General features: G+C 44.7%; 21 protein-coding genes. 7 read left to right on the forward strand and 14 right to left on the reverse strand.

Going from position 1 to position 23,967, the window contains the following annotated elements; genetic code table 11:
• Window positions 1–7: 7 nt before the first annotated feature.
• The 10 genes from R7R24_RS17025 to nrfB form a co-directional block, all read right to left on the reverse strand.
• The gene (locus R7R24_RS17025; protein WP_170893458.1) at window positions 8–1,390 is read right to left on the reverse strand and encodes a di-heme oxidoredictase family protein; all 1,383 of its coding nucleotides are present in this window, start codon (window positions 1,388–1,390) and stop codon (window positions 8–10) included.
• Between the two features lie 92 nt (window positions 1,391–1,482).
• Entirely contained in the window at window positions 1,483–2,745 is a 1,263-nt protein-coding gene (locus R7R24_RS17030; protein ID WP_054577693.1) for an imelysin family protein, read from the reverse strand.
• 174 nt (window positions 2,746–2,919) lie between these two features.
• Window positions 2,920–3,516 carry a GTP cyclohydrolase II gene (locus R7R24_RS17035; RefSeq protein ID WP_025767283.1) on the reverse strand — a complete coding sequence of 199 codons (597 nt, stop codon included), beginning with the start codon at window positions 3,514–3,516 and terminating at the stop codon, window positions 2,920–2,922.
• Window positions 3,517–3,787: 271 nt separating this feature from the next.
• Window positions 3,788–3,964 (reverse strand): hypothetical protein, encoded by a 177-nt coding sequence (locus R7R24_RS17040; RefSeq protein WP_020480909.1) that lies wholly within the window; start codon window positions 3,962–3,964, stop codon window positions 3,788–3,790.
• A gap of 145 nt (window positions 3,965–4,109) precedes the next feature.
• Window positions 4,110–4,520 (reverse strand): heme lyase NrfEFG subunit NrfF, encoded by a 411-nt coding sequence (gene nrfF / locus R7R24_RS17045; protein ID WP_025767282.1) that lies wholly within the window; start codon window positions 4,518–4,520, stop codon window positions 4,110–4,112.
• Complete coding sequence (locus tag R7R24_RS17050; RefSeq protein WP_062730522.1) at window positions 4,507–5,040, reverse strand: DsbE family thiol:disulfide interchange protein; 534 nt, start codon at window positions 5,038–5,040, stop codon at window positions 4,507–4,509. The genes nrfF and R7R24_RS17050 overlap by 14 nt, the downstream gene beginning before the upstream one ends.
• Entirely contained in the window at window positions 5,018–6,925 is a 1,908-nt protein-coding gene (locus R7R24_RS17055) for a heme lyase CcmF/NrfE family subunit (protein ID WP_206947077.1), read from the reverse strand. The genes R7R24_RS17050 and R7R24_RS17055 overlap by 23 nt, the downstream gene beginning before the upstream one ends.
• Window positions 6,926–6,934: 9 nt before the next feature.
• On the reverse strand, window positions 6,935–7,906 hold the full coding sequence (gene nrfD / locus R7R24_RS17060; RefSeq protein WP_005386801.1) for a cytochrome c nitrite reductase subunit NrfD: 972 nt from the start codon (window positions 7,904–7,906) through the stop codon (window positions 6,935–6,937).
• A complete protein-coding gene (nrfC, locus tag R7R24_RS17065) occupies window positions 7,903–8,589 on the reverse strand; it encodes a cytochrome c nitrite reductase Fe-S protein (protein ID WP_017636123.1) in 687 nt (228 codons plus the stop codon). Before nrfC ends, nrfD begins: the two co-directional genes overlap by 4 nt.
• Before the next feature lies 1 nt (window position 8,590).
• Window positions 8,591–9,193: a cytochrome c nitrite reductase pentaheme subunit gene (gene nrfB, locus R7R24_RS17070; RefSeq protein ID WP_053306575.1), complete on the reverse strand. Its 603-nt coding sequence runs from the start codon at window positions 9,191–9,193 to the stop codon at window positions 8,591–8,593.
• A gap of 450 nt (window positions 9,194–9,643) precedes the next feature.
• On the opposite strand from nrfB, the gene nrfA reads away from it, so the two are divergent.
• A complete protein-coding gene (nrfA, locus tag R7R24_RS17075) occupies window positions 9,644–11,071 on the forward strand; it encodes an ammonia-forming nitrite reductase cytochrome c552 subunit (protein ID WP_170890387.1) in 1,428 nt (475 codons plus the stop codon).
• 118 nt (window positions 11,072–11,189) lie between these two features.
• Here nrfA and R7R24_RS17080 read toward each other — a convergent pair whose 3' ends face one another.
• From R7R24_RS17080 to gyrA, 3 genes are all read right to left on the reverse strand, one after another.
• A complete protein-coding gene (locus R7R24_RS17080) occupies window positions 11,190–11,744 on the reverse strand; it encodes a hypothetical protein (protein WP_017636126.1) in 555 nt (184 codons plus the stop codon).
• A gap of 42 nt (window positions 11,745–11,786) precedes the next feature.
• Window positions 11,787–12,410: a tetratricopeptide repeat protein gene (locus tag R7R24_RS17085; RefSeq protein ID WP_017636127.1), complete on the reverse strand. Its 624-nt coding sequence runs from the start codon at window positions 12,408–12,410 to the stop codon at window positions 11,787–11,789.
• A gap of 123 nt (window positions 12,411–12,533) precedes the next feature.
• Window positions 12,534–15,245 (reverse strand): DNA topoisomerase (ATP-hydrolyzing) subunit A, encoded by a 2,712-nt coding sequence (gene gyrA / locus R7R24_RS17090; protein WP_017636128.1) that lies wholly within the window; start codon window positions 15,243–15,245, stop codon window positions 12,534–12,536.
• A 475-nt stretch (window positions 15,246–15,720) separates the two neighbouring features.
• Here gyrA and ubiG point away from each other — a divergent pair, with 475 nt between their 5' ends.
• The 4 genes from ubiG to yfaE all read left to right on the forward strand — a co-directional run bounded on the left by ubiG (window position 15,721) and on the right by yfaE (window position 20,710).
• Window positions 15,721–16,428: a bifunctional 2-polyprenyl-6-hydroxyphenol methylase/3-demethylubiquinol 3-O-methyltransferase UbiG gene (ubiG, locus tag R7R24_RS17095; RefSeq protein WP_017636129.1), complete on the forward strand. Its 708-nt coding sequence runs from the start codon at window positions 15,721–15,723 to the stop codon at window positions 16,426–16,428.
• A 501-nt stretch (window positions 16,429–16,929) separates the two neighbouring features.
• Window positions 16,930–19,212, forward strand: a complete 2,283-nt coding sequence (gene nrdA / locus R7R24_RS17100) for a class 1a ribonucleoside-diphosphate reductase subunit alpha (protein ID WP_017820470.1) — start codon at window positions 16,930–16,932, stop codon at window positions 19,210–19,212.
• 83 nt (window positions 19,213–19,295) lie between these two features.
• Window positions 19,296–20,429 carry a class Ia ribonucleoside-diphosphate reductase subunit beta gene (gene nrdB, locus R7R24_RS17105; protein WP_005376818.1) on the forward strand — a complete coding sequence of 378 codons (1,134 nt, stop codon included), beginning with the start codon at window positions 19,296–19,298 and terminating at the stop codon, window positions 20,427–20,429.
• Window positions 20,429–20,710 (forward strand): class I ribonucleotide reductase maintenance protein YfaE, encoded by a 282-nt coding sequence (gene yfaE / locus R7R24_RS17110; protein ID WP_005376817.1) that lies wholly within the window; start codon window positions 20,429–20,431, stop codon window positions 20,708–20,710. Before nrdB ends, yfaE begins: the two co-directional genes overlap by 1 nt.
• 96 nt (window positions 20,711–20,806) lie before the next feature.
• Here yfaE and R7R24_RS17115 read toward each other — a convergent pair whose 3' ends face one another.
• Complete coding sequence (locus R7R24_RS17115; RefSeq protein ID WP_054577688.1) at window positions 20,807–22,039, reverse strand: CinA family nicotinamide mononucleotide deamidase-related protein; 1,233 nt, start codon at window positions 22,037–22,039, stop codon at window positions 20,807–20,809.
• A gap of 191 nt (window positions 22,040–22,230) precedes the next feature.
• Between R7R24_RS17115 and R7R24_RS17120 the strand changes: the two genes are divergently transcribed.
• Both R7R24_RS17120 and R7R24_RS17125 read left to right on the forward strand, forming a co-directional pair.
• Window positions 22,231–23,133 carry a DUF3943 domain-containing protein gene (locus R7R24_RS17120; RefSeq protein WP_033905662.1) on the forward strand — a complete coding sequence of 301 codons (903 nt, stop codon included), beginning with the start codon at window positions 22,231–22,233 and terminating at the stop codon, window positions 23,131–23,133.
• A gap of 221 nt (window positions 23,134–23,354) precedes the next feature.
• Entirely contained in the window at window positions 23,355–23,867 is a 513-nt protein-coding gene (locus R7R24_RS17125) for a glycine cleavage system protein R (protein WP_318119564.1), read from the forward strand.
• Window positions 23,868–23,967 lie beyond the last annotated feature (100 nt).

Consider the following 23,967-nt stretch of genomic DNA (forward strand, 5'->3'; position numbering starts at 1 on the left):
TGCTTCCTTATAGAGAATTCAGAAACGCAATCAATGCGTCACGTTCTTTTTTGTTCAGTGCTAAGACGTTTTGTTTCGCCGTTTCAGCTTCGCCGCCGTGCCACAACACCGCTTCCATCAGGTTACGAGCGCGGCCATCATGTAGAAAGTAAGTGTGTCCGTTTACTTCTTCGGTATAACCAATACCCCATAGCGGTGCCGTTCGCCATTCACGGCCGTTTGCTAAGTATTCCGGACGGTTATCGGCTAAGCCTTTACCCATGTCATGCAAAAGCATGTCTGTGTATGGGTGGATAAGCTGCTCAGAAAGCGCTGGTAACTCTGGTCGTTTCGCCGTTTTAACACTGGTCTTGTGGCAGCTTTCACAGCCAGACGCAGCAAAGATTTGCTGACCAAGTTTCACGTTAGGATCATTGACGTTACGGCGAATAGGTACGGCTAAGTGTTGGCTGTAAAACTCTACGAAGTCGAGAATATTTTCACTCACTTCTGGTTTGCCGCCATTTGGCATGTCGTCACAAATGCTTTGTTTCGAGGTACAGTTTTCATTTGGAAATAAATGGCTCGTAAGACCCACATCACCATTAAATGCTGCTGCATTTTGCTGCATTAGCGTCGGTTGTCCTGCTTTCCAGCCAAAACGACCAATCGAGAAATTGTCCCTCTCAATATCCCACACTTTATTTACTTTGCCTGAGATACCGTCTTTGTCGGCATCTTGTTCATCAGCCCAAGCAAGTAGCGTTTCGTCGGGAATACTCTCTAACAAACCAAGGCCGATCATTGGCGGTGCCACGCGTGCTGAGAACTCGGTATCAGGGTGCATATCGCCGTAACCCAGATCGGTAATGTTCAAATGAGGTTTTCTTAGCGTCACCGTCGTACCGTCTTTAAATTTCACTGGGACATCGGTGTAAGTGATTTCGATTTTGCCTTCTGGCGTTTGATCTTGCAGGGCGAAATCTTGAAGCTGGCCACCATAAGTCGGCTCAGGTATGCCGCCATCTTTGATGTAAGCTTTCTTTTGTTCTGGCGTCATCGCAGGAATGCTTAAGCGCACTAACATAGACACTGCATGTAAATCATCTTTCTCTGGCGGATGACCACGACCGTCTTTGATGTGACAGTTCTGACAACCATTGGTGTTAAAAAGCGGACCTAGGCCATCACGAGCGTCTGTTGACGCTGGCGCTTGTACCCAAGGGTTGCGGAAAAAGCTGTTACCCACACTAAAATCTAGGCGTTTGCTCATCGGCAGGTTGGCAGCAGGAAGAGAATAGGCATTCGCGCCATCTTTTTTAACACTGGTTTTGCCACCAGACTTAACATCGTAAGCCATGGCAGAAGAAGAAAGGATCGCGGCTAGCGCAGAAATTAGGTATGGCTTCATATCATTGCTCTACATAGACAACAAGGGTGATAACAACGAGCTCAAACGGCAAAAGGGCTCACAAAGAGCCCTTATTTATTATGGTTTTCTTATTAAAACTCGTGGTCAGCAGTATCAGGGCTTAGGCTGTCGATGCCGACAATGTTTGCCGCTCGCTCAATCGCACCAGTTTGCGCTACCAACGACATGATGGTGTCGTTTACCAGCGCGTTGCCTTGTGCGTTACCCGCCGCAATAAGTTGGTCAAAATGCTGGTTATTCTTCTCTGCAGAAGTCACTAGCTCACCAACTTGGCTAAGTGTTGTATCAAACTGCTTTTGAATGTCGGTCGCGGCTTTCTTATCTTTTTGAGCAACAAGATCAGCAATACTTGGACCAGATAGCTCTTTGCCGTTTACACCTTTGTATGTACCTGTGTAAACGTTGTAGATGCCTTGCTCGTTGTAGTAGTGAGAATTATGCGTGTTGTCTGAGAAACAATCGTGCTCGTCTTCAGTTGAGTTCGCTTCTAGTGCCACTTTCATGCGCTCACCCGCTAGCTCACCTAGAGAAAGAGAACCCATGCCGAATAGCATCTTACGTAGACCATTGTCCGCTGAGTCGTTCAGTAGCTCTTCACGGTAGTTACCTTTTACTTCAGCAGACCACTGCTTTTCCATCCACTCAAGGTCTTGAACCAGTAGATCAGCGGCTGCTTTTAGGTACTCTCCACGACGCTCACAATGGCCATTCGTACACTCAGAACCCACAACGAAATCAGTGTAAGCACGTTGACCTGCACCCGCGTTAGTGCCGTTTAGGTCTTGACCCCAAAGCAAGAATTCAATCGCGTGGTAACCTGATGCAACGTTTGCCTCAGAACCGCCTACTTCGTTTAGATCCGCTAGCAATTCTGGAGTGATTTTTGAAACGTCCAGTTTAGAAGCACCGATCTGTAGGCTAGTGTTCGCGATGATGTTGGCAGCAGCGCCCTCGTTACCCAATTCGTATTGGTAATCAGCCGCTACGTAGTCAATCAAACCTTCATCAAGTGGCCATGCGTTCAGCTGACCTTCCCAATCATCAACAATCGCGTTACCAAAACGGAAAACTTCAGACTGTTGGTAAGGCACGCGAGAATCTAGCCAAGCTTGTTTTACTTCTTCAAGCTTTTTCGCTGATGGTGATTGTAGAAATTCGTCGATTTTCACATCAAGCGCTTTCGCTGTTGTTACTGAATCAGCAAATACAGCATGGGCAACGTCCGCGTAATGTTCGACTACTTGTTGTTTAGTTACTGTGGCAGCAACGGTAGAACCACTGGCAATGAGGAGTGATGCAGCAATAGATTGGACTAAAACTTTTTTTGCATTCATCTGAAGCATCCTTGTTGAGCTTTTCAATTATCGTATTGGTAGTGCTAATTATTCTTATTTGCACTTTAGTCTCGAGATAATACAAATTTACAATTTATTTGCAACTCCAGATACAAAAAAACCTCATAAAAATGAGGTTTTTCACAGACTTTATTGTCAGTTTTATCTTTAGGATTAAACCTTTAGGTCATGTTTTCCGTGAGAGACTTTTGCCTTCAGATAATTTTCGTTGCCATCTTTGATATGTGCAGAGGTATTGACAACCTCGCCAATTTCAATTCCGTACTCAGATAACTCACGAATTTTCTTAGGGTTGTTCGTCACGAGGCGGATCTTATTCACGCCTAAAGCTTCTAGCATTTGTGCTGCTTCTGTGAAATCACGCAGGTCATCATCAAAGCCCAAATGGTTGTTAGCTTCGTACGTGTTCATGCCCTGGCTTTGTAAGCGGTATGCATCGATCTTATTGTACAGACCAATACCACGACCTTCCTGACGGAGATACAAGATGATACCACCGGACTCGCCCATGCGATTGATCGTCTCTTCTAGTTGCTCACCACAGTCACAGCGTGAAGAGTGGAACACATCGCCTGTCAAACACTCAGAGTGCATACGAACTAAAGGCATGTCCTGAGTTTGGTCCGCTTGTTTAAAGATAATAGCAACATGCTCTTTGTCTGTCTTCAGACCATGGAAAGACAGAATTTCGGCATCAATGTTACTTTTTGCCCCGACTTTAAAATCTACTCTGGCACGTACTTCCGCCATATCTATACTCACTCGATTTATTGCTTGATGCGCTTGATGCGTTTTCGTTATTGCATTCATGGGATTTACTCGTTGCTCTTCAACTATGGGGACTGATACCGCATTTTGCAATATAGAGATCACAATTGAGGGCAGTTATCCACTCAAGACAGCAAAAGAGAACCACTCTCCAACTGAACAATTGTTATATTATAACAATTTAAAAAAACTACAATAAAAAACCCCAGACAAATTTTGTCTGGGGTTTCAAGAAGGTCGTTTGGTCTATCTTTTAATGGGTCTGACTGCGCTTCCAAACGGCGAGTTCAATCCAAACTGCTTCGAGTTCTTGGATTTCCTCGTCGGTCAACACGGCGAGCGTTGAAGTAACTTGAGGCAGGTTCGGTGATTGCAATGCACGAATCTGCGAATAGAAGTCTTTTTTAAGTTGTAATATAACTGAATCCACTGCGTGCACCTATTCGTTCTTTTATTACTTATCCAGCTCAAAATTTTTATTTTCTTTATACTGGAAACTTCATAAATTCGGAAAAATGATAACATTCTGCTTGTTAAGTGCACAATTTATTTTTAATAGTGGAATAATGGTCACATTAATTACGCTTCACCATTCGGATCGAATATAAGACAAAAAAGATCAAAAATAGCACAGGAAAGATCCACAACAGCGCCGTGGAATAATTTAATGGTGGTTGATACAGAACAATATTCCCATAACGAGCAACTAGATAGTCCTTTATTTCTTGATCTGAGCTGCCTTCATTGGCCATCGTATACACTTTCAACCTCAGGTCTTTAGCCGCTTGTGCATTAGACTCGACAAGGTTTTGGTTTTGACACTGCGGGCAGCGCAATGTCTTGGCTAACGAGGTTGCACGCTGTTGCACTTCAACAGAATGAAATTCAAACAGATCAACATTCTGTTCTATATCCGCACTTCTCGTGAAAGGAGAAAATAGTATAAATAGGATTAAAGTGAGGAGAAGATTATTAAATCGAAACATTCAAGTATCCTGAAAATATATCGTTCCATTTATCTGCCGTTAGCTCTCCACGATATTTGATCAATATACGACCATTTGGATCAATCAAGTAAGTTTCCGGCGTTCCGATAACACCTAGCTCCACAGCGAGCTTTCCATTAGGGTCACTAATTACTTCAATATATGGATTTCGTTTAGAGCTCAAATATTCACGAGCGGCTTGTTTTTGATCTCTATAATTCAGCCCAATAATAGGCACACCGAGTTCTGCTAACTGCAATAATTCTTCATGCTCTCGTTTGCATACTCCGCACCAAGATGCCCAAACATTCAATAATTTATATCCGTCGCTTTTGAACAACTGCTCAGAAACCATGTCATCAGAGATCAGAGAAGTAGAGCGAAAATTAGGTGTCTCTAAATTTCGTTGTGGGGACAATTCAACATGTGGTCCCTCAGACAAAGCCACCGCAGTTACTACAGCAAACACGGCAACAGCCACAAACAGACCTGCGAGTTTAAGCGTATTTCTCGATCGCATTGATAGCCTCTCTCCTTTTCTTTAGGCCGGTTAATAGCGCGCCAAACACAGCTAGTAGCCCGCCAGACCATATCCACCAAATACCTGCGCGGTACTGAACTTTAATCGCATAAGCATGAGTATCGACTTTGTCACCCAATGTCACGTAATAATCGCCATGCCATAGTGAACGAATCGCAGGCTCGGTCATATTCATCACTCGCACAGGGTAATGACGCTTTTGCGGGTTGAAATTGAGCATGCGGCCATCTTCCAAGTGCAAGGTGATCTGTCCTTGTTCAGCGGTGTAGTTTGGCCCCACCAGCCATTCGATACCATGATAATCGATAGTGATCCCCGCCCTTTGTTGAGAACTGCCGGGTTCGACACGTAAACTGTGTTCATATGAGTAGTGACTGTTGAATACAGCTCCACTCACCGCCAGCGCAAAACCGATATGTGCCATCACGATTGGCATGAGTTTGCGCTTATTGGAACAACGAAACAGCATAACGAGATGCGCCGCAATCACCCAAGTAGCCAACGTTATGGTTAGCAATACTTCGAAATGCAGTGCGTGCACTAAGAAGATAAACCCGATCCCAGAGACAAGAGATAACGCAATACTGATCGCAATATCAGCGCTTACACTCGGCACTGTGCCTTTTGTCCATTTCAGCAGCGGCGTGAAAGCTAAGGAAATCAGAGCCAGTATGCTTAATGGGAAGATCAGACTATTAAAATAAGGTGCGCCAACTGAAATGTTCCCTAAACCGAGCAGTTGATAAACCATCGGATAAAAAGTGCCAAGAAAAACGATAGCAGTCGCAATAACCAGCAGCCCTTTGGCGATGTAAGCAGTGTAAGCTCGGCTCGCTAGAGATTGAAGTTTGAAGCGAGGGAGTTGTTCTCCTCGCAAAATCAATACGCCAAAAGTGATGATGATAAGCAAGCTCAATACACCAAGCAGCACTAAACCCTTAGTTGGGTCCACCGCAAAAGCATGCACTGAAGTCAGCACGCCAGAGCGCACCACGAATGTCCCTAAAATGCTTAGGCTGAACGTAGCAAACGCCAGTGCATAGGTGCTCCAAATTGCGCCTCTGTTACGTGTTGCGACAACACCGCTGTGCAACAAAGCAGTACCAGTAAGCCAAGGTAGTAGAGAAGCGTTCTCCACAGGGTCCCAAAACCACCAGCCGCCCCACCCTAGCTCATTGTACGCCCACCATGATCCCACCAAGATACCCAACGTGAGCGTTCCCCATGCAAAAAACGCTGCGCTTCGAGCAACCACATACCAATCGCTCATCGGTTGTTTACCCAATAGCGCTGCTAATGCAAAAGCTAATATTGCTGCGTAACCGACATAACCGAGATAAAGCAATGGTGGATGAATGATAAGCCCAACATCTTGCAACATTGGGTTTAGATCTCGTCCTTCCGACGCCAATACTTGGGCATACTCGAACGGGTTAGAGGTCATTAACGTGAACCAAGCAAATGTCGCAATAAGAACGTTCATGATTCCTAAACAGTCACAAGTATATTGGGCGTTGAGCGGTGACTTAAATGCAATAAACGACGCCCATAAACTCAAGGTGACGACCCAAAACAACATGGAGCCTTGGTGCCCACCCCAAGCGGCAGCAATTTTGAACGCCACGGGAAGTTGACTGTTGGAATGCGTAACAACATATTCCAACGCGAAGTTGTCTTGCACGAAGCAGACGATCAGAAGTGCTAAACAAATGATGGAAGCTAAGCTAATGATGTGGGACATCGCGACTTGATGCGGCAATGTCGCCTTCTTACCCATAGCACGACGTAGCCAATGCAGCAACGATGCACAAGTCGATGTTACAGCCACCAATATCAGTAAGAAGAACCCTAGCTCAGCCTCCATTTTTCCCCCTTACACTATGGTCATTTGACCGGCATAGAGAATGAAAGTACGTAGCATAAGTACGCCAACCAAGCTCAACGTCGTGACCACAAAAACGTAACTGCCTTTGTGGCGCACTTCTGAAGGCGTTAACCAATTGAGAGTCAAAGGCGTAATCATGCCGATGAACACTACGCCAACCCAGAACCATTGAGCCCAGAATCCACTCGAAATAGCATTCCAAGCCGCGACTTCGTTCTGACCACCGCTGAAGATCAGTCCAGTAAAGAATGTCACTAAGACAAACAACTCAAACAACACTACAGGGCGTTCAAATCCGTGCACCCAAGACACACTTGGGCTGCTGGTCGACTCTTTAAACACCAAGATGCCGAACATCAAGCATGCCGCTGCACCCGAGGACAAACTAGAGAACAGGAACAAGATTGGCAGTACTGGATTGTTTAGCATTGGGTAAGTCTTCAATGCAGACAATAGAAAGCCAGTGTACGCTGCAAGCACGATGGCTAAGAAGCCCAAGAACAATTCAATTGCGTTGTTGGCTTTCCCCGCCTTAATCAAAATGCCATCGGCAAAATCCAACAGTTTGCTCGGTAACTTACCCTCACAAAAGCTGATGATTTGATGGCGGAAGATAACGCCGATCCAAACAAACAGCACCAGCATGTACACTTGGAACAAGATCACGCCCATCGACATCACAGACGTTGGGTTGTAGTAGATCATGATCTTCCAAAACTCTAAAGGCTTGGTTAAATGGAAAATCAAAATTGCCAACCCAGCAATGATGCCAAATGGCGCAAGCCAAGCCATAGCTTTCATGATGCCGTTGTTTGCGGGATCACCTTCAATCACTTTGCGTTTTAAATAGATAGAAATCATCACCGCACCTGCTGACATCCCAGCAAGGAATAAGTAAATCGCGATGATCCAATCCCAGACTAACGAGTCAAAGTGGAATGCACTTTCGAAGCCGTTCATGATGACACCTCCCCTTTGCTATGCGGAATTTTGTACAGTTTAGGTTGCGTACCTAAATGCGATTTATCGCGATAGACAACATGGCTTTCGATAGCTTTGCTCACCTCGCTAGTTGGGTCATTCAAATCACCAAAGATGAGTGCTTTTGTTGGGCAAGATTCCACGCAAGCTGGCTGTTTACCTTGCGCTAGGTTGGTATCACGGCAGAAGTTACATTTATCCGCAGAGTGATCGACTGGATTAAAGAAGCGCACTTGGTAAGGGCAAGCGGCAAGGCAATAACCACATCCGACACATTTCTCTTTGTGCACATCCACGATGCCGGTCGCTTCATCTTTGTATGCAGCGCCTGTTGGACAAACGTACACACATGGTGGGTTATCACAGTGCTGACAGGATTCGCGAGTAAACTGGTATTCCACATCTGGAAATTCGCCAATCGGTTCACTGCGATGAATTTTAAGTCGCGTTACGCCTTCAGGGACTTTATTTACTTCGCGACAAGCATCGGTACAAGCGGTACAGCCAATACAGGCATTTTCATCATGAACCATACCCATGCGTTTCGCTTGTTCACTGTTGCTGGCATAGAGAGAGGAGCTAACAACGGAAGTGCCTGCAACGCCTGTAGTTAAAATCAACGCGCCGCTGCCGGCTAAAAAGTTTCTTCTCGAACATTTCATGCTATCTCTCCTCTTCTTTGGCAAGTTCAGGTTCGACGGCAAATTCAGAGTGACAATCCACACACTGCTTGATCAGTTGTTTTCTGTCGTACGACAACGCTTTGGTTTTCGCTGCGTGTACATCGTGGCAATTTGAACAAGTGAGGTTTTTGGCGTGCACATCGTGCGTCCAGTGGCTTTCTCTCAGCTGTGTCGGTGCGTGGCAATCCACACATTGGCCGTTGGCTTTAAGAATCATGCTTGGATCAAGGAACACTTTGTCGTGTACCTCTTTCGATTGCGCGGCAGAAAACTTAATCACATCAGGCGCACCTTCACGATGGTCGGGACCAATGTTGCTATGGCAATTGGTGCAATTAAGTTGCTTCCCTTGGCTGAGTAGAGCTTGCGGGTCATGCGAAAGGTTCAGAGTCTCTTTTGCATCCTTATGACATTGCAGACACTTGTAGTCACGGTCACGGATCAACTCGACTTGATGACGCTCAGCTTGAGCACCTTCAATCGGCTCTGAAGAAGTCGCATGGGCGGCGATGGAGAAACCATAGATGGCAAAGACGAAGAGAAGTTTCAGCATTGTCTCTATGGTCAATTTTATATTGCCCATATTGTTCTTTCCTTAGCTCGATAATAATTGATAACTATTCTCAATTATTTATTTGAGCGACAATTAATTTCCTCTGAAGATATTTTTTAGATCTTCAAATGACATCAATTCTTATTTCGGAAAGCCACAACGCTAAACCTATATTTATAATACCTCTATTATTCATAAGGGGTAGAAACGCCTGCTCAAAAAGCGAACTAAATCACCCTATTTTTAAAAAGGTTAAAAACCCAAAGCATTGCAGAACAATGACTTAACAACTACCACTTTAGAGGTATATAAATTCAAACATGACTGAGATCACTGGTGTAAATTGATCTAAAACAAGACAAGATTCACTCACTATTTCATCTATCCAATTAAGCAATATTATTAATCGTAGATCTCCAGTTCTTATTTGGAATAGCTCCTCACAACGCTGCTAATAAAAACGAATATGGAGATAACACTGTGAGCATAAAACACTGGATGAGCGCACCTATTGCGGTTGCGACCTTATTCGCCAGCCAATTATTTTTGGTTGACGCTCCGTTAGCGGCAGAAGAGAAGGATTTTATCGATCCTCGTAACGATGTCTTTGAACAGAACCACCCTGATCAATACCATTCTTGGAAAGCAACATCCGAAAGTGAGCACATTGAAGATGCTCTAAGTGAAGACCCAAACATGGTTATCCTGTGGGCAGGTTATGGCTTCGCGAAAGACTACAACAAAGCGCGCGGTCACTTTTACGCACTTGATGATGTTCGCCAAACCTTACGTACCGGCGCACCAACCGACGAGAAGTCCGGGCCTATGCCGATGGCGTGCTGGAGCTGTAAAAGCCCAGACGTTGCTCGCGTGATTGATGAACGTGGTGAAGACGGTTATTTCGAAGGTAAATGGGCACGCTTAGGCTCAGAAATCATCAACCCTATCGGTTGTTCCGATTGCCACAACACAGGCTCTGAAGCCTTCAAGAAAGGCGAACCTGCGCTAGCACTGACTCGCCCATACGTCGAGCGTGCTTTTGATACTATTGGTAAAAACTTTGATGAACAGTCTCGCCTAGATAAGCAAGCATCGGTCTGCGCTCAATGTCACGTTGAATACTACTTCACCGGCCCAACTAAAGCGGTTAAATTCCCATGGGATATGGGCACCACCGTTAATGACATGGAGAAATACTACGACGCGTTGAATTTCAAAGATTGGACGCATGCCGTATCTAAAGCGCCGATGCTAAAAGCGCAACATCCAGGTTTCGAAACTTGGAGAGCGGGTATTCATGGTAAAAACAAAGTGGTGTGTGTGGACTGCCACATGCCTAAAGTGACCAAAGAAGACGGTACGGTGTACACAGACCACAAAGTGGGTAACCCATTTGATCGTTTTGAAGACACCTGTGCGCAATGCCATACCCAAACTAAAGAGCAGCTACAAGGCATCGTCTCGACTCGCAAAGCGCAAGTACTGAACATGAAGCTAACCGCCGAGAAGCAAATCGTAGCGGCACACTTTGAAGCAGGAGCAGCGTGGAAAGCAGGTGCAACAGAAGCAGAGATGGAACCTATCCTACAAGATATTCGCCATGCACAATGGCGTTGGGACTACGCGATTGCTTCTCACGGTGTTCACATGCATGCTCCTGAGGTAGCACTTGAAGTACTAGGTACTGCAGTTGACCGCGCTGCTGACGCCCGTACCAAATTGGTTCGTTTACTGGCAACCAAAGGCATTACTGACCCTGTTCAAATTCCAGATATCTCGACCAAAGCGAAAGCACAACAAGCACTGGGCATGGATATGGATAAGATGAACGCAGACAAGAAACACTTCCTAGAAACAGTAGCGCCAGAGTGGGATAAAGCAGCAGCTGAACGCGAAGCCACGTATTAGTCTAACTGGCAACGGTTAACTTATAGATACAACAAGGGGCGTACTGAACGCCCCTTTTCTTTCTTTATTATCTTTATCTCTTCATCCTGATTCTATCGAGAGACAAAAATCGAATGTACTAGCGACGAGGAAGCCTAGGTCTAGGTTGAATATTTGGACGTGCTTTAGGTATCTGCACATTTGGACGAGCAACTGGACGCTGGATCTTCGTTTCCGGTAATGCTTTTCTTTGTTGAACCTTTTCTTTCACCGCCTTGCCTTGTAAAGTCGCTGGTTCAATATGCTCCGGACGATTCTCCCATTGGGTTCGAATCTCTTGCTTTTGCTCGTCAGGCAGTGATTGCCAATGATCGTCAAGTTGGCGTTTCATGTTATCGATATTGGCGGACATATCGTCGTCTTTCCAATCTTCGATTTTGTCTTTGATGGATTGCTGTTGGTCTTCATCTAAACCATTCCACCACTCTTCCAGTTTCTCTTTGTATTCATCGTCGTTATCGCAACAGCCCGGATAGTAATAAATCCAGTAGTCGTCATGATCGTACCACCACGGGTCGTAGTAACCCGATGAATAATAAACCGTAGAGGAAGAGCCAGAATGATCGGAAGAGCTACAACCCGCCAGCACAGAGCCGCACAGCAAAACCAATATGCTTAGTGCTTTATTTTTCATTCGTTGCCCACCTTTCCCTCTATCGCTTGTTAAATTGTACGCTTACAACAGCTCTTTTGCTTTGTTAATAGAGTTAATGATTTGCACCCTATCTAAATTTGGATCATTAGAATCTAATAATAGTACCCAGGCATCAATCGCTTCCTGAAATCGGAATGACAGAAAATGATCATTTGCGATCAAAGACAAAGCGGCTTCATTGTGCGGTTCTATCTGCAAAGCTTGCTCCAAAAGCAAGCTAACTTCTTGCGTCATTGATTGCTGGTGAATGTAGTACAAGGTCGTCGCTTTTGCGGCAAGTTGCGTGGCACTGACTGGCTCAGTCAGTTGGATCGCGTAATCAAAACAAATCAGCGCGCCATCAAATTCCCCCTCTAGCAGGTAGCCCTGCCCGAGTTGGAACCACAATTCAGCGTTGTTCGGATCTTCACGCAACTGGTCTTGAATCTCTTTCATGATGTCACGAGCAGTCATCATTCGTGACATTTCCGCTTGTATTGATTTAGGCGGAGTTTGATGCAGCAATAAGAAACTGGCACTCGTCACGACAAGTACTAACAGGCAAAAGCCAAACCATTGAGCAGGTTTAACTTTTGATGCACTCAGTGATAAGAGTACGATAAACAGCCCCATCAGAGTGATGGCAGCGAAAAACCAAACAGACATAACACGTCCTGTAAACAAAGATAACGTCAGTGTACGCATTTCTTACTTTAAATGCGTTGATACAGATACAAAAAAGCCGAGCAACTAAGGCTCGGCTTTTCATATCAGGATAACGATGTAAGATTACTCTTCGTTACCTTCCTCTGCATCATCAGCAGCTGGAGCGTCTTGCTGCGTATTTTCGTCTGTTGACTCTAACGCTTCTGCATCTTCATCAGCAGGCAGCTCTTCATCATCAACTTCTTCAATACGTTGCAAACCAACAACTGATTCATCTTCCGCAGTACGGATAAGCGTTACACCTTGTGTGTTACGACCAACTTGGCTAACTTCACCCACACGAGTACGTACTAACGTGCCAGCGTCGGTGATCATCATCATTTCATCACCTTCAACAACCTGGATAGCACCAACTACCGGGCCATTTCGCTCAGAAACTTTGATAGAAACTACACCTTGAGTGCCACGACCTTTTGTCGGGTACTCGCTAAGTGCTGTGCGTTTACCATAACCGTTTTCTGTAACCGTTAGGATGTCGCCTTCGTGCGAAGGAACAATAAGTGATACAACTTGGTCATTTTCAGCCAGTTTCATACCACGAACACCAGAGGCGGTACGACCCATAGGACGAACACCTTTAAACTTGATCTCTGGCTGACCATTCTCATCAAGAACTGGTTTACCATTTTCATCAAGTACTGGAATCTCTTCTGCTTCTTTAAAGCGAACCACTTTACCCGCTTTAGAGAACAGCATGATTTCATTTTCGCCGTTAGTGATATCCACACCGATTAACGAATCGTCTTCACGTAGGTTCACAGCGATTAGGCCGTTTGAACGTACGTTTGCAAACTGGTTCAACGGCGTTTTCTTAACCGTACCGTCACCTGTTGCCATGAAGATGAATTTGTCTTCAGAGAATTCATCAACACGTAGAATCGCGGTAATGCGCTCACCTTCTTCGAGTGGAAGGATGTTTACGATTGGCTTACCACGCGCAGTACGGCTCGCTAGAGGCAATTGGTAAACTTTCAGGCGGTATGTTTTACCACGAGTAGAGAAACACAAGATGTTATCGTGGGTATTCGCCACTAGAAGACGCTCGATATGGTCTTCATCTTTCATCTTAGTCGCACTCTTGCCTTTACCACCACGGCGCTGTGACTCGTAGTCGCTCAGTACTTGGTACTTAACGTAACCACCGTGAGATAGAGTAACCACAACGTCTTCACGTGCGATCAGCTCTTCCATGTCAATATCATGGCTCGCAGCTGTGATTTCTGTACGACGAGCGTCACCAAAGCCGTCACGAACCGCTTCAAGTTCTTCACGGATCACTTCCATCAAACGCTCAGTGCTCGCAAGGATATGCATGAGTTCAGCGATTTCTTCTAGAAGTGTTTTGTATTCGCCAAGAATCTTCTCGTGTTCTAGACCTGTTAGTTTATGTAAACGTAGATCTAGGATAGCTTGTGCTTGTTGCTCAGTCAGGAAGTACTGACCATCACGAATACCGTATTCAGGCTCTAGCCATTCAGGGCGCGCAGCATCTGTACCAGCACGCTCTAGCATTGCTGAAACGTTGCCTAAATCCCAACCACGAGCGATAAGACCCGCTTTTGCTTCAGCCGGTGTAGGTGCCTTACGGATAAGCTCAATAATTTCATCAATGTTAGCAAGCGCTAGAGCTAAACCTTCAAGGATATGAGCACGTTCACGCGCTTTACGCAGTTCGAAAATAGTACGGCGTGTCACAACTTCACGACGGTGATCAACAAAGCACTTCAACATATCTTTTAGGTTGAATAGCTGTGGCTGGCCATTGTTTAGGGCCACCATGTTGATACCGAAAGTGGTTTGCAGCTGAGTCTGAGCGTAAAGGTTGTTTAGAACTACTTCGCCCACAGCATCGCGCTTACACTCAATAACAATGCGCATACCGTCTTTATCTGACTCGTCGCGCAGTGCACTGATACCTTCTACTTTCTTATCTTTAACTAGCTCAGCGATCTTTTCGATCAAGCGAGCTTTGTTCACCTGGTAAGGAATTTCAGTGACGATAATGGTCTCTTTACCATTCTTCTCCACTTCGATGTCCGCTTTCGAACGCATGTAGATTTTGCCGCGACCTGTTTTGTACGCGTCTACAATGCCTTTACGACCGCTGATAAGCGCCGCCGTTGGGAAATCAGGACCAGGAATGTAATCCATTAGTTCATCAATAGTGATTTCTTCATTATTGATGTATGCAAGACAGCCATCAATCACTTCGCCAAGGTTATGAGGCGGGATGTTGGTTGCCATACCTACTGCGATACCAGAAGCACCGTTAACCAATAGGTTTGGAATTTTAGTTGGAAGAACCGCTGGGATCTGCTCAGTACCGTCGTAGTTTGGTACGTAGTCTACGGTTTCTTTGTCTAGGTCAGCCAATAGTTCATGGGCAATTTTTGCCATTCGAACTTCGGTGTAACGCATTGCCGCAGCAGAGTCGCCATCGATCGAGCCAAAGTTACCTTGACCATCGACCAGCATGTAACGAAGCGAGAACGGCTGAGCCATACGTACGATTGTGTCGTACACAGCACTATCACCATGTGGGTGATATTTACCGATTACGTCGCCGACAACACGGGCTGATTTTTTATATGGTTTGTTCCAATCGTTGCCTAGTACGTTCATCGCGAATAAAACGCGGCGGTGTACTGGTTTTAGGCCATCACGCACATCTGGAAGAGCACGACCCACGATGACTGACATCGCATAGTCTAGGTATGAACCTCTAAGCTCATCTTCAATGTTTACGGGCGTGATCTCTTTAGCTAAATCGCTCATAGAGCCATTATCCCTCTATTATCTGATCGTAATTACGATACGTGTAAGGTGCAAAAATATAACACACAATTCATCACTTCGGCATCACTTTCCCTCTCCTTTTATCAGGTTGTGAGCTTGGTTATGAATCAAATGTCGAGAATTTGCACACTCATCCCATATCTTTCTGATTAGTGGTTATATTTCGGTCAATATTGAGCAAAATCGGACCCTTTACGCGGAAAAGCGAGGTAAATTCCTTTAACCACACAACGCGAAAATGCAGGTTTTAGAGTTATTATCACTGGCACCAGTTCAAGGATGAACCAAAAACAATAGTTAGCGCTTTACAAATTACAGGCACCTGTCTCGATTGCCGCGCCAGTGAACTCTGTCATTGTCCCTTAACTAAGCACATCGAGGTTGTTTGGGTGTAAAACGTTGGAGTATACTGGCGCCCTCTAAAGGACTCAGATTGAATGCAATAAAACCAATTATGACTAAAGCACAAAACGTCGACCCAAGTGAAATTAAGAAATTCGAGGACATGGCTTCTCGATGGTGGGATTTAGAAGGCGAGTTTAAGCCGCTTCATCAAATTAACCCACTTCGTTTGAACTATGTACTTGAAAAAGCAAATGGCTTGTTTGGCAAGCGAACACTTGATGTCGGCTGTGGTGGTGGCATTCTTGCTGAAAGCATGGCAAAAGAAGGCGCTATTGTGACGGGACTTGATATGGGTAAAGAACCATTAGAAGTCGCGCGACTACATGCATTAGAAACAGGCACTCAACTGACCTACATTCAGAGCACAATAGAAGACCACGCTATAGAAAACGCAGGAACTTACGATGTCGTGACTTGTATGGAGATGCTTGAACACGTTCCAGATCCTCTCTCCGTTATCCGCTCTTGTGCTGCGCTAGTCAAACCCGGTGGTCACGTGTTTTTCTCAACTTTGAACCGAAACATTAAGTCGTACTTATTTGCTATTGTCGGTGCTGAGAAGCTTCTTAAGATTGTTCCTGAAGGCACTCATGAGCACGATAAGTTTATCAAGCCAGCCGAAATGATGAAGATGATAGACCAAACTGACCTGACGGAAATGGGCATTACTGGGCTTCATTACAACCCTCTAAATGATAGCTACAAACTCGGTCGTAATGTAGATGTAAACTACATCGTTCATACTAAAAAATACTGAACGCTATTAAGTTAAAAAATGAGTTTTGTGATTGACATTTTTTAAAGAAAATGAATCGGAAGCGGTAGCACAAAGTTGCCGCTTTTTTTGTCTTTTTATGGCTAAAATTCGTGCTCTAGATTCCATTTTGACCAAGCCATTTTTCGTAGATAAAAACGGCCAAAGATCAAGGAAAATATTTTTGCATGCGGTTATTTCTAAACCGATCTCGAAACCGTACTTTTAACCATTCAAGTCTGCCCTTTTCTCATCGGTTAGTGTTCACTTACTGATTTTTTTCATTTTGTCAGTTATCCACAAGTCATCCCCGATCTGTACCTTGATAAATCAGTGTAATAGCACTATCTTGTAACCCGCAAACAAATGAACCCCTATATGTTGTGTTTAAGCGACAATATATAGATAGACTTTGATCACAAAGCCGCCGCAAGCTTTACTCATATTGCACATAAACAAACAAAAATACGGCTTTTATCAGTTTTCTTAGGGAAATAAAGCAGAATGAACCAACAACTTACCGTCACCAAGCGTGATGGCCGTAAAGAAAGTATCGATCTGGATAAAATCCACCGCGTTATCACTTGGGCTGCAGAAGGTCTAGATAATGTTTCGGTTTCTCAAGTAGAACTTCGCGCTCACATCCAGTTTTACGACGGCATCACAACGACAGATATTCACGAGACAATCATCAAGTCTGCGGCAGACCTGATCTCTGAAGAGACTCCGGATTACCAATACCTAGCTGCTCGCCTAGCGGTATTCCATCTGCGTAAAAAAGCGTATGGCCAATACGAGCCACCAACGCTTTATGATCACGTGTCTCGCCTCGTCGATATGGGTAAGTACGATCAACATATTCTAGAAGACTACACAAAAGCAGAACTCGACGAACTTGATGCGTACCTCGACCATAAACGCGACCTAAACTTCTCATACGCGGCAGTTAAGCAGCTAGAGGGTAAGTACTTCGTACAGAACCGTGTTACGGGCCAAATTTACGAAAGTGCTCAGTTCTTATACATCCTTGTAGCAGCGTGCTTATTTGCGAAATATCCAAAAGCGACGCGTCTTGATTACATCAAACGTTTCTACGATGCGACATCGACATTTAAGATTTCTCTACCTACGCCAATTATGTCTGGCGTGCGTACCCCTACTCGCCAGTTCAGCTCATGTGTTCTGATCGAGTGTGGCGACAGTCTTGATTCTATTAACGCAACAGCAAGCTCAATTGTTCGTTACGTATCTCAGCGCGCTGGTATTGGTATCAACGCAGGTCGTATCCGTGCATTAGGCTCAGAAATTCGCGGTGGTGAAGCATTCCACACTGGTTGTATTCCGTTCTACAAGTACTTCCAAACAGCAGTAAAATGTTGTTCACAAGGTGGTGTACGTGGTGGCGCAGCTACTGTGTTCTACCCAATGTGGCACGGTGAAGCACGCTCACTAATGGTACTTAAGAACAACCGTGGTGTTGAAGAAAACCGTGTTCGTCACATGGACTACGGTGTTCAGTTAAACAAACTGATGTACCAACGTTTAGTTGAAGGCGGCAATATTACGCTATTCTCACCATCTGATGTACCTGGTCTGTACGACGCATTCTTCGAAAACCAAGAAGAGTTTGAGCGTCTATACGTGAAGTACGAGAACGATCCTTCAATCAAGAAAGAAACGGTTAAAGCGATTGAAATGTTCACTCTGCTAATGCAAGAGCGTGCATCAACGGGTCGTATCTACATCCAGAACGTGGACCACTGTAATACTCACAGCCCATTTGATTCTGAAGTCGCTCCAGTTCGTCAGTCGAACCTATGTTTAGAAATCGCACTGCCAACGAAACCATTAACTAACGTTGAAGATGACTCAGGCGAGATCGCACTGTGTACGCTTTCTGCATTCAACTTAGGTGCTATCAAGTCTCTAGATGATTTCGAAGAGCTATCCGATCTTGTTGTTCGTGCGTTAGATGCACTGCTTGATTACCAAGATTACCCTCTACCAGCGGCATACAAATCGACTATGAACCGTCGTACGCTAGGTGTTGGTGTGATTAACTTTGCTTACTACTTAGCGAAGAATGGCGTGAAATACTCTGACGGTAGCGCGAACGGCCTAACTCACCGTACGTTCGAAGCAATACAGTACTACCTATTGAAAGCATCTGTAGCACTGGCGAAAGAACAAGGTAAGTGTCCTTCATTCGACGAGACGAACTACGCGAAAGGCTTACTGCCGATTGATACGTATAAGAAAGATATCGATCTAATTTGTGACGAAGCGCTGCACTACGACTGGGACAGCCTACGTAAAGAAATTATGGAGCACGGCCTACGTAACTCAACACTGACTGCACTAATGCCTTCTGAGACTTCTTCTCAGATTTCAAACGCAACTAACGGTATTGAGCCACCACGTGGTTACGTTTCAGTAAAAGCTTCGAAAGACGGTATCCTGAAGCAAGTTGTACCTGAGTTCACAGAACTTAAAGACAGCTATGAACTGCTTTGGAATATCGGTTCGAACGACGGTTATCTACACCTTGTGGGTATTATGCAGAAGTTTGTTGACCAAGCTATCTCTGCTAATACTAACTACGACCCGTCACGTTACGAGACTGGCAAGGTTCCAATGAAGAAACTACTTCAAGACCTGCTAACAGCGTATAAGTTTGGTGTGAAAACGCTTTACTACCACAACACTCGTGATGGCGCGAAAGATGAACAGAAAGACGCTGTTCAACCACAAGATGACGATTGTGCTGGCGGCGGTTGTAAGATTTAATCTTCCCGTACCTAGCGAACCCGTAAAGACAGACTATCGATAACCTCCCCCTCACGGGGAGGTTTAAAAGGAATTGAGGCATTATGGCTTACAGTACTTTTAACCAAAAAAAGAATGACCAATTGAAGGAACCAATGTTCCTAGGTCAATCAGTAAACGTTGCACGTTACGACCAACAAAAGTTTGAGATTTTCGAAAAACTTATCGAGAAACAACTTTCTTTCTTCTGGCGTCCAGAAGAAGTAGACGTATCTAGCGACCGTATCGATTACAACAAACTGCCAGATCACGAGAAGCACATCTTCATCTCTAACTTGAAGTACCAAACGCTTCTTGACTCTATCCAAGGCCGCAGCCCTAACGTGGCACTGCTGCCGCTTGTGTCTCTACCAGAACTAGAGACTTGGATTGAGACTTGGTCTTTCTCTGAAACGATTCACTCTCGTTCTTACACACACATTATTCGTAACATCGTGAACGACCCTGCTGTAGTGTTTGATGATATCGTTGAGAACGAGCACATTCTGAAGCGTGCAAAAGACATCGCGCACTACTACGACGATTTGATTCAAGCGACGAATGATTACCATCGCTACGGTGAAGGTGAGCATGTCCTTAACGGTGAAACGGTTAAGGTTAGTCTGTACGATCTTAAGAAGAAGCTGTACATCTGTCTGATGTCTGTTAACGCATTAGAAGCTATTCGTTTTTACGTAAGTTTCGCATGTTCTTTCGCTTTCGCAGAACGCGAACTAATGGAAGGTAACGCGAAAATCATCAAGCTGATCGCTCGTGACGAAGCACTTCACTTAAACGGCACGCAGCACATGATCAACCTGCTACGTAACGGTCAAGATGACTTCACTTTCATGCAAATCGCAGAAGAGGCAAAACAGGACTGTTTTGACCTATTCAAAGAAGCGGCTGAGCAAGAAAAAGAGTGGGCAGAGTATCTATTCAAAGATGGCTCTATGATCGGTCTAAACAAAGACATCCTAAGCCAATACGTTGAATACATCACAAATATTCGTATGCAAGCGGTAGGTCTACCAGCAGCGTATCCAGAAGCAACAACTAACCCAATTCCATGGATTAACGCTTGGTTGTCTTCAGATAACGTTCAAGTTGCGCCTCAAGAAGCAGAAATCTCTTCTTACCTTGTGGGTCAAATTGACAATGAAGTTCGCGCAGATGACTTCGAAGGATTCGAGCTGTAATGGCAACACTCAAAATCAACAAACTGATCAGCATTGAATCCAACCCTTCCAATACGATTTTGGAAACAATGGAGCAAGCTGGCCTATTACCAGAATACAACTGCCGTGATGGGCACTGCGGCGCCTGTCGCTGCAAATTGGAGTCTGGTGAAGTGGAGTATGTTGGTTTTGCCATGGCTTACACACAAAGTGATGAAATATTACCTTGTATCTGTAAAGCAAAATCAGATTTGTCACTTAGCGGCGTTAACTACGCGATGAAAGAAAAGCAGCGCGCATAACGTTGACTCGACGGTATAAAATGCAAAAGCCAAGGTAATCACCTTGGCTTTTTTGTCTCTGTGTTTTGTCTCTCAGACTACTGTATAGAGCTTTGGTTATAAAGCACTGCTCGGGAGGTGCATCTCTTTAACTTTCTCTAAAAATGCATAATGCGCAAACATCGGTTTACGTTCTAGGTAGCGACGCAACAAGTCTAGTGCTGCCGTGCTGATCACTTTAACTTGATCATTGCGCTGATACTTTTTCGAGAGTTTATATAATGCTCCCCACTCGCCTGACGGTGTCGATAAAGCGACGGAAAAAACACCCTCTTCAATATGGCCAGTAACGAGTGATAAATCCGTCCCACACTTCTCTCGCGTAGCGCCAGCCAGAGCAAACGTCTCTGCTAATGGATCTCCGCTGTTGGCCATCGCTTGAGTCAGGCTCGGTAGTATCCAACCATGCCCTAGTTGCTTTTCAGCGTTTTCATCACCGTTTAGCCAGTACGTTAAGTATCCTCCGCTACTTTTTTCGGAGGTCGACACTGTTAGTCCTTTATCGACCAACAACTGGCCGACATTTTCAACCATAGGTAAATCAATACTAACGGTATTACTCTCAAGGTGTTTATTAATTATCTGTACGAGTTTCAAACGCTGTTCAAGCTGATCTGAAGGACCAAAAAGTTTCACTTCAATAAAAGGCAAGTAAGAGCGATACCCTAGCTCATAGCCTTGAGGAAGTTTTAGCTGATCTAGCTTATCTGAAATACCGGATTCAGACAGACCAAACGTGTAGATTCGACTACAACATGAACCTTGCACATCTGGAAACACTCTTCTCAGATCGGGAAGAATTTGCGTCTCTGCCATGAGCTTAAATTCACTTGGTACCCCCGGTGTGAAATAAAAAATGGCATCATTAATCAGCATTTTGAAACCGCAAGCAGTGCCTATCGGGTTGTCCAATATCTCTGCTGTTTCTGGCAGCATCGCTTGCTTTAAATTACTGTCCGGCATAGGGATGCCACGTCGAGCATACAAACTTTCTAGATGCTGCAACCACTCTTTGAATAGCACCAGTTTACAATCGGCGGCTCTCGCGGCGGCGGCGGCACTCATGTCATCCGTTGTAGGGCCTAAACCACCATTAACAATAACCACATCGTTGTTAAAGCTGAGCATTAAAAACTCTTCAACCAAACTCGATAGGCTATCACCAACCGTTGAGCGCTTTGTTAAGCCAAATCCATGTTGATAAAACAGGCTAGACAACCATGCCGCATTAGTATCAACAATATCACCGTGGAGGACTTCCTCACCAGTACTAAGCATTGCTATTTTCACAACTGACTCCTGAACGTAAGCACAATCCTATTTTCGTTATAGCGCTTATTTTTCTTTTTATTTGGACAAATCTCGCCGAGGTTTGTTGGGACTAAATAAGGGTCAAGTGTTTAAATGATTGATGTTTTGAGGGATAATTACGAGCCCGAACATACACCATTAACTCGGAGACCTTTGTGTCAAAATCATCCATGTTCAAGACGACTCTAACAGGCCTTTGCTTGGCTTCGTCAGCGCTTGCGCAAGCAAGTCACTATGACCTAAGCCGTCATACAGAGTTTTCTTACACACCTGATTGCTTGTCAGGTTACTGCGAAACGACGACTCTGTACACCTTCGAGGCTCAAAATCGCGGTGTTATGTATGAACAGAATAATGATGATTCGCTAAACCTTGACGCAGGGCTTCAGCCTAAACATCTCATCATCCCTCAAGATAAAGACTGGGATTATCTGATGGGTCAAACCTACACCATTCTAGGTCTCAGTATCGCGACCGTAGGCATGATGACTTTTCTTCCAGAAAGTATCACCAAATGGGACGAAGAAGACCGAGACATGAGTAAGTTGGGGCAAAAGTGGAAAGATAATGTCTCTGACGGCCCCGTTTGGGATCGCGATGAACATGTCCTCAACTACATCATGCACCCATATTTTGGCGGCGTTTACTACACGGCAGCACGTCACGCTGGCTATAATGAATTTCAGTCGTTTTTGTACTCCGCAACTATGTCGACGTTCTTTTGGGAGTATGGCGTGGAGGCGTTCGCAGAAGTACCATCTTGGCAGGATATTTTTATCACACCATTCTTTGGTGCTGTTGTTGGTGAAATGATGTTAACGGCTGAGCAAGACATTATTGCAAACGGCGGCGAAGTTATGGGCTCTGAAACCGCAGGTGATGTTTCGCTCTTCTTCTTAAACCCTGTTGGACATATTCATTATTGGGTAACTGATGCATGGGGCGGTAGTGCAGAACTACAATTCAATTCATCACCTTGGTTTGGAAACCAAGATGTTGCAAAATTCGCCATGGACGCAGGCGCAAACTATGACAGTCAATTTTATGGTGTCGAGTTAAAAGTAACCTTCTAATCCTAAGTTGATACTCGGTAAAAAGCAGCCTTACGATGGCTGCTTTTTTGTGCTCTGAACATTGTTTTAATTATTTGCATCACGAATTAGTGTTAAAAATTGACTTTCATCAAACATTACCCGCCCTTAGCACCTACACTAAATAAAAGGATTTATTCCAATAACTTAAGTAGCACGTTTATTCGTACTGCGTCCAAACCTTGATTCCAGGAGGGGACATTATGAACACCGTATTTATTGTTAATTTTGTCGGACAAGCGTCACCCGCCACGATTAAAGAGCTCGCTGCAATCACACACGAAAACGGCGGGAAATGGCTGATCAGCAAAGTAAACTTTATCGAAGACCAAGTTGCAGGTGCCATCAAAGTAGAGCTTCCAAGAGAAAATGCCGACATCGTTAAACAGGCGTTCTCTTCTTGTCAGACTCTTGTTGTTAGGTTCGTCGACTCTGAACCTCATTCATATCGTGAAGACACTATCTTCCAACTTCGTTTAGATGCCAACGATAGAGCGGGTATTGTGAATGAAATTACTCACGTTCTCGATAATCAAGGTATCTCAATTTTAGATATGGATTGTCAGCGTGTATTCATTGCTGGAGGCGGAGGGGTAAGCTCTAGCTTATTCAGCGCTAAAATGGCGATAAAACTACCTAGCGAGCTAGAAATTGAAGACATAGCCAATGAGTTAGAATCTCTGAGTGAAGACACTCGTGTAATTGTAGAAAGCTAACTGCATACCTTTAACGCTTCCCCAGTAAATTACCACCTTCTAAAGAAGGTGGCTTTGTGTGAGCCCCCTAAAAGGGGGCCTTTGTTTAGTCCAGCGCCAA

Source organism: Vibrio sp. 704, from assembly GCF_033339295.1.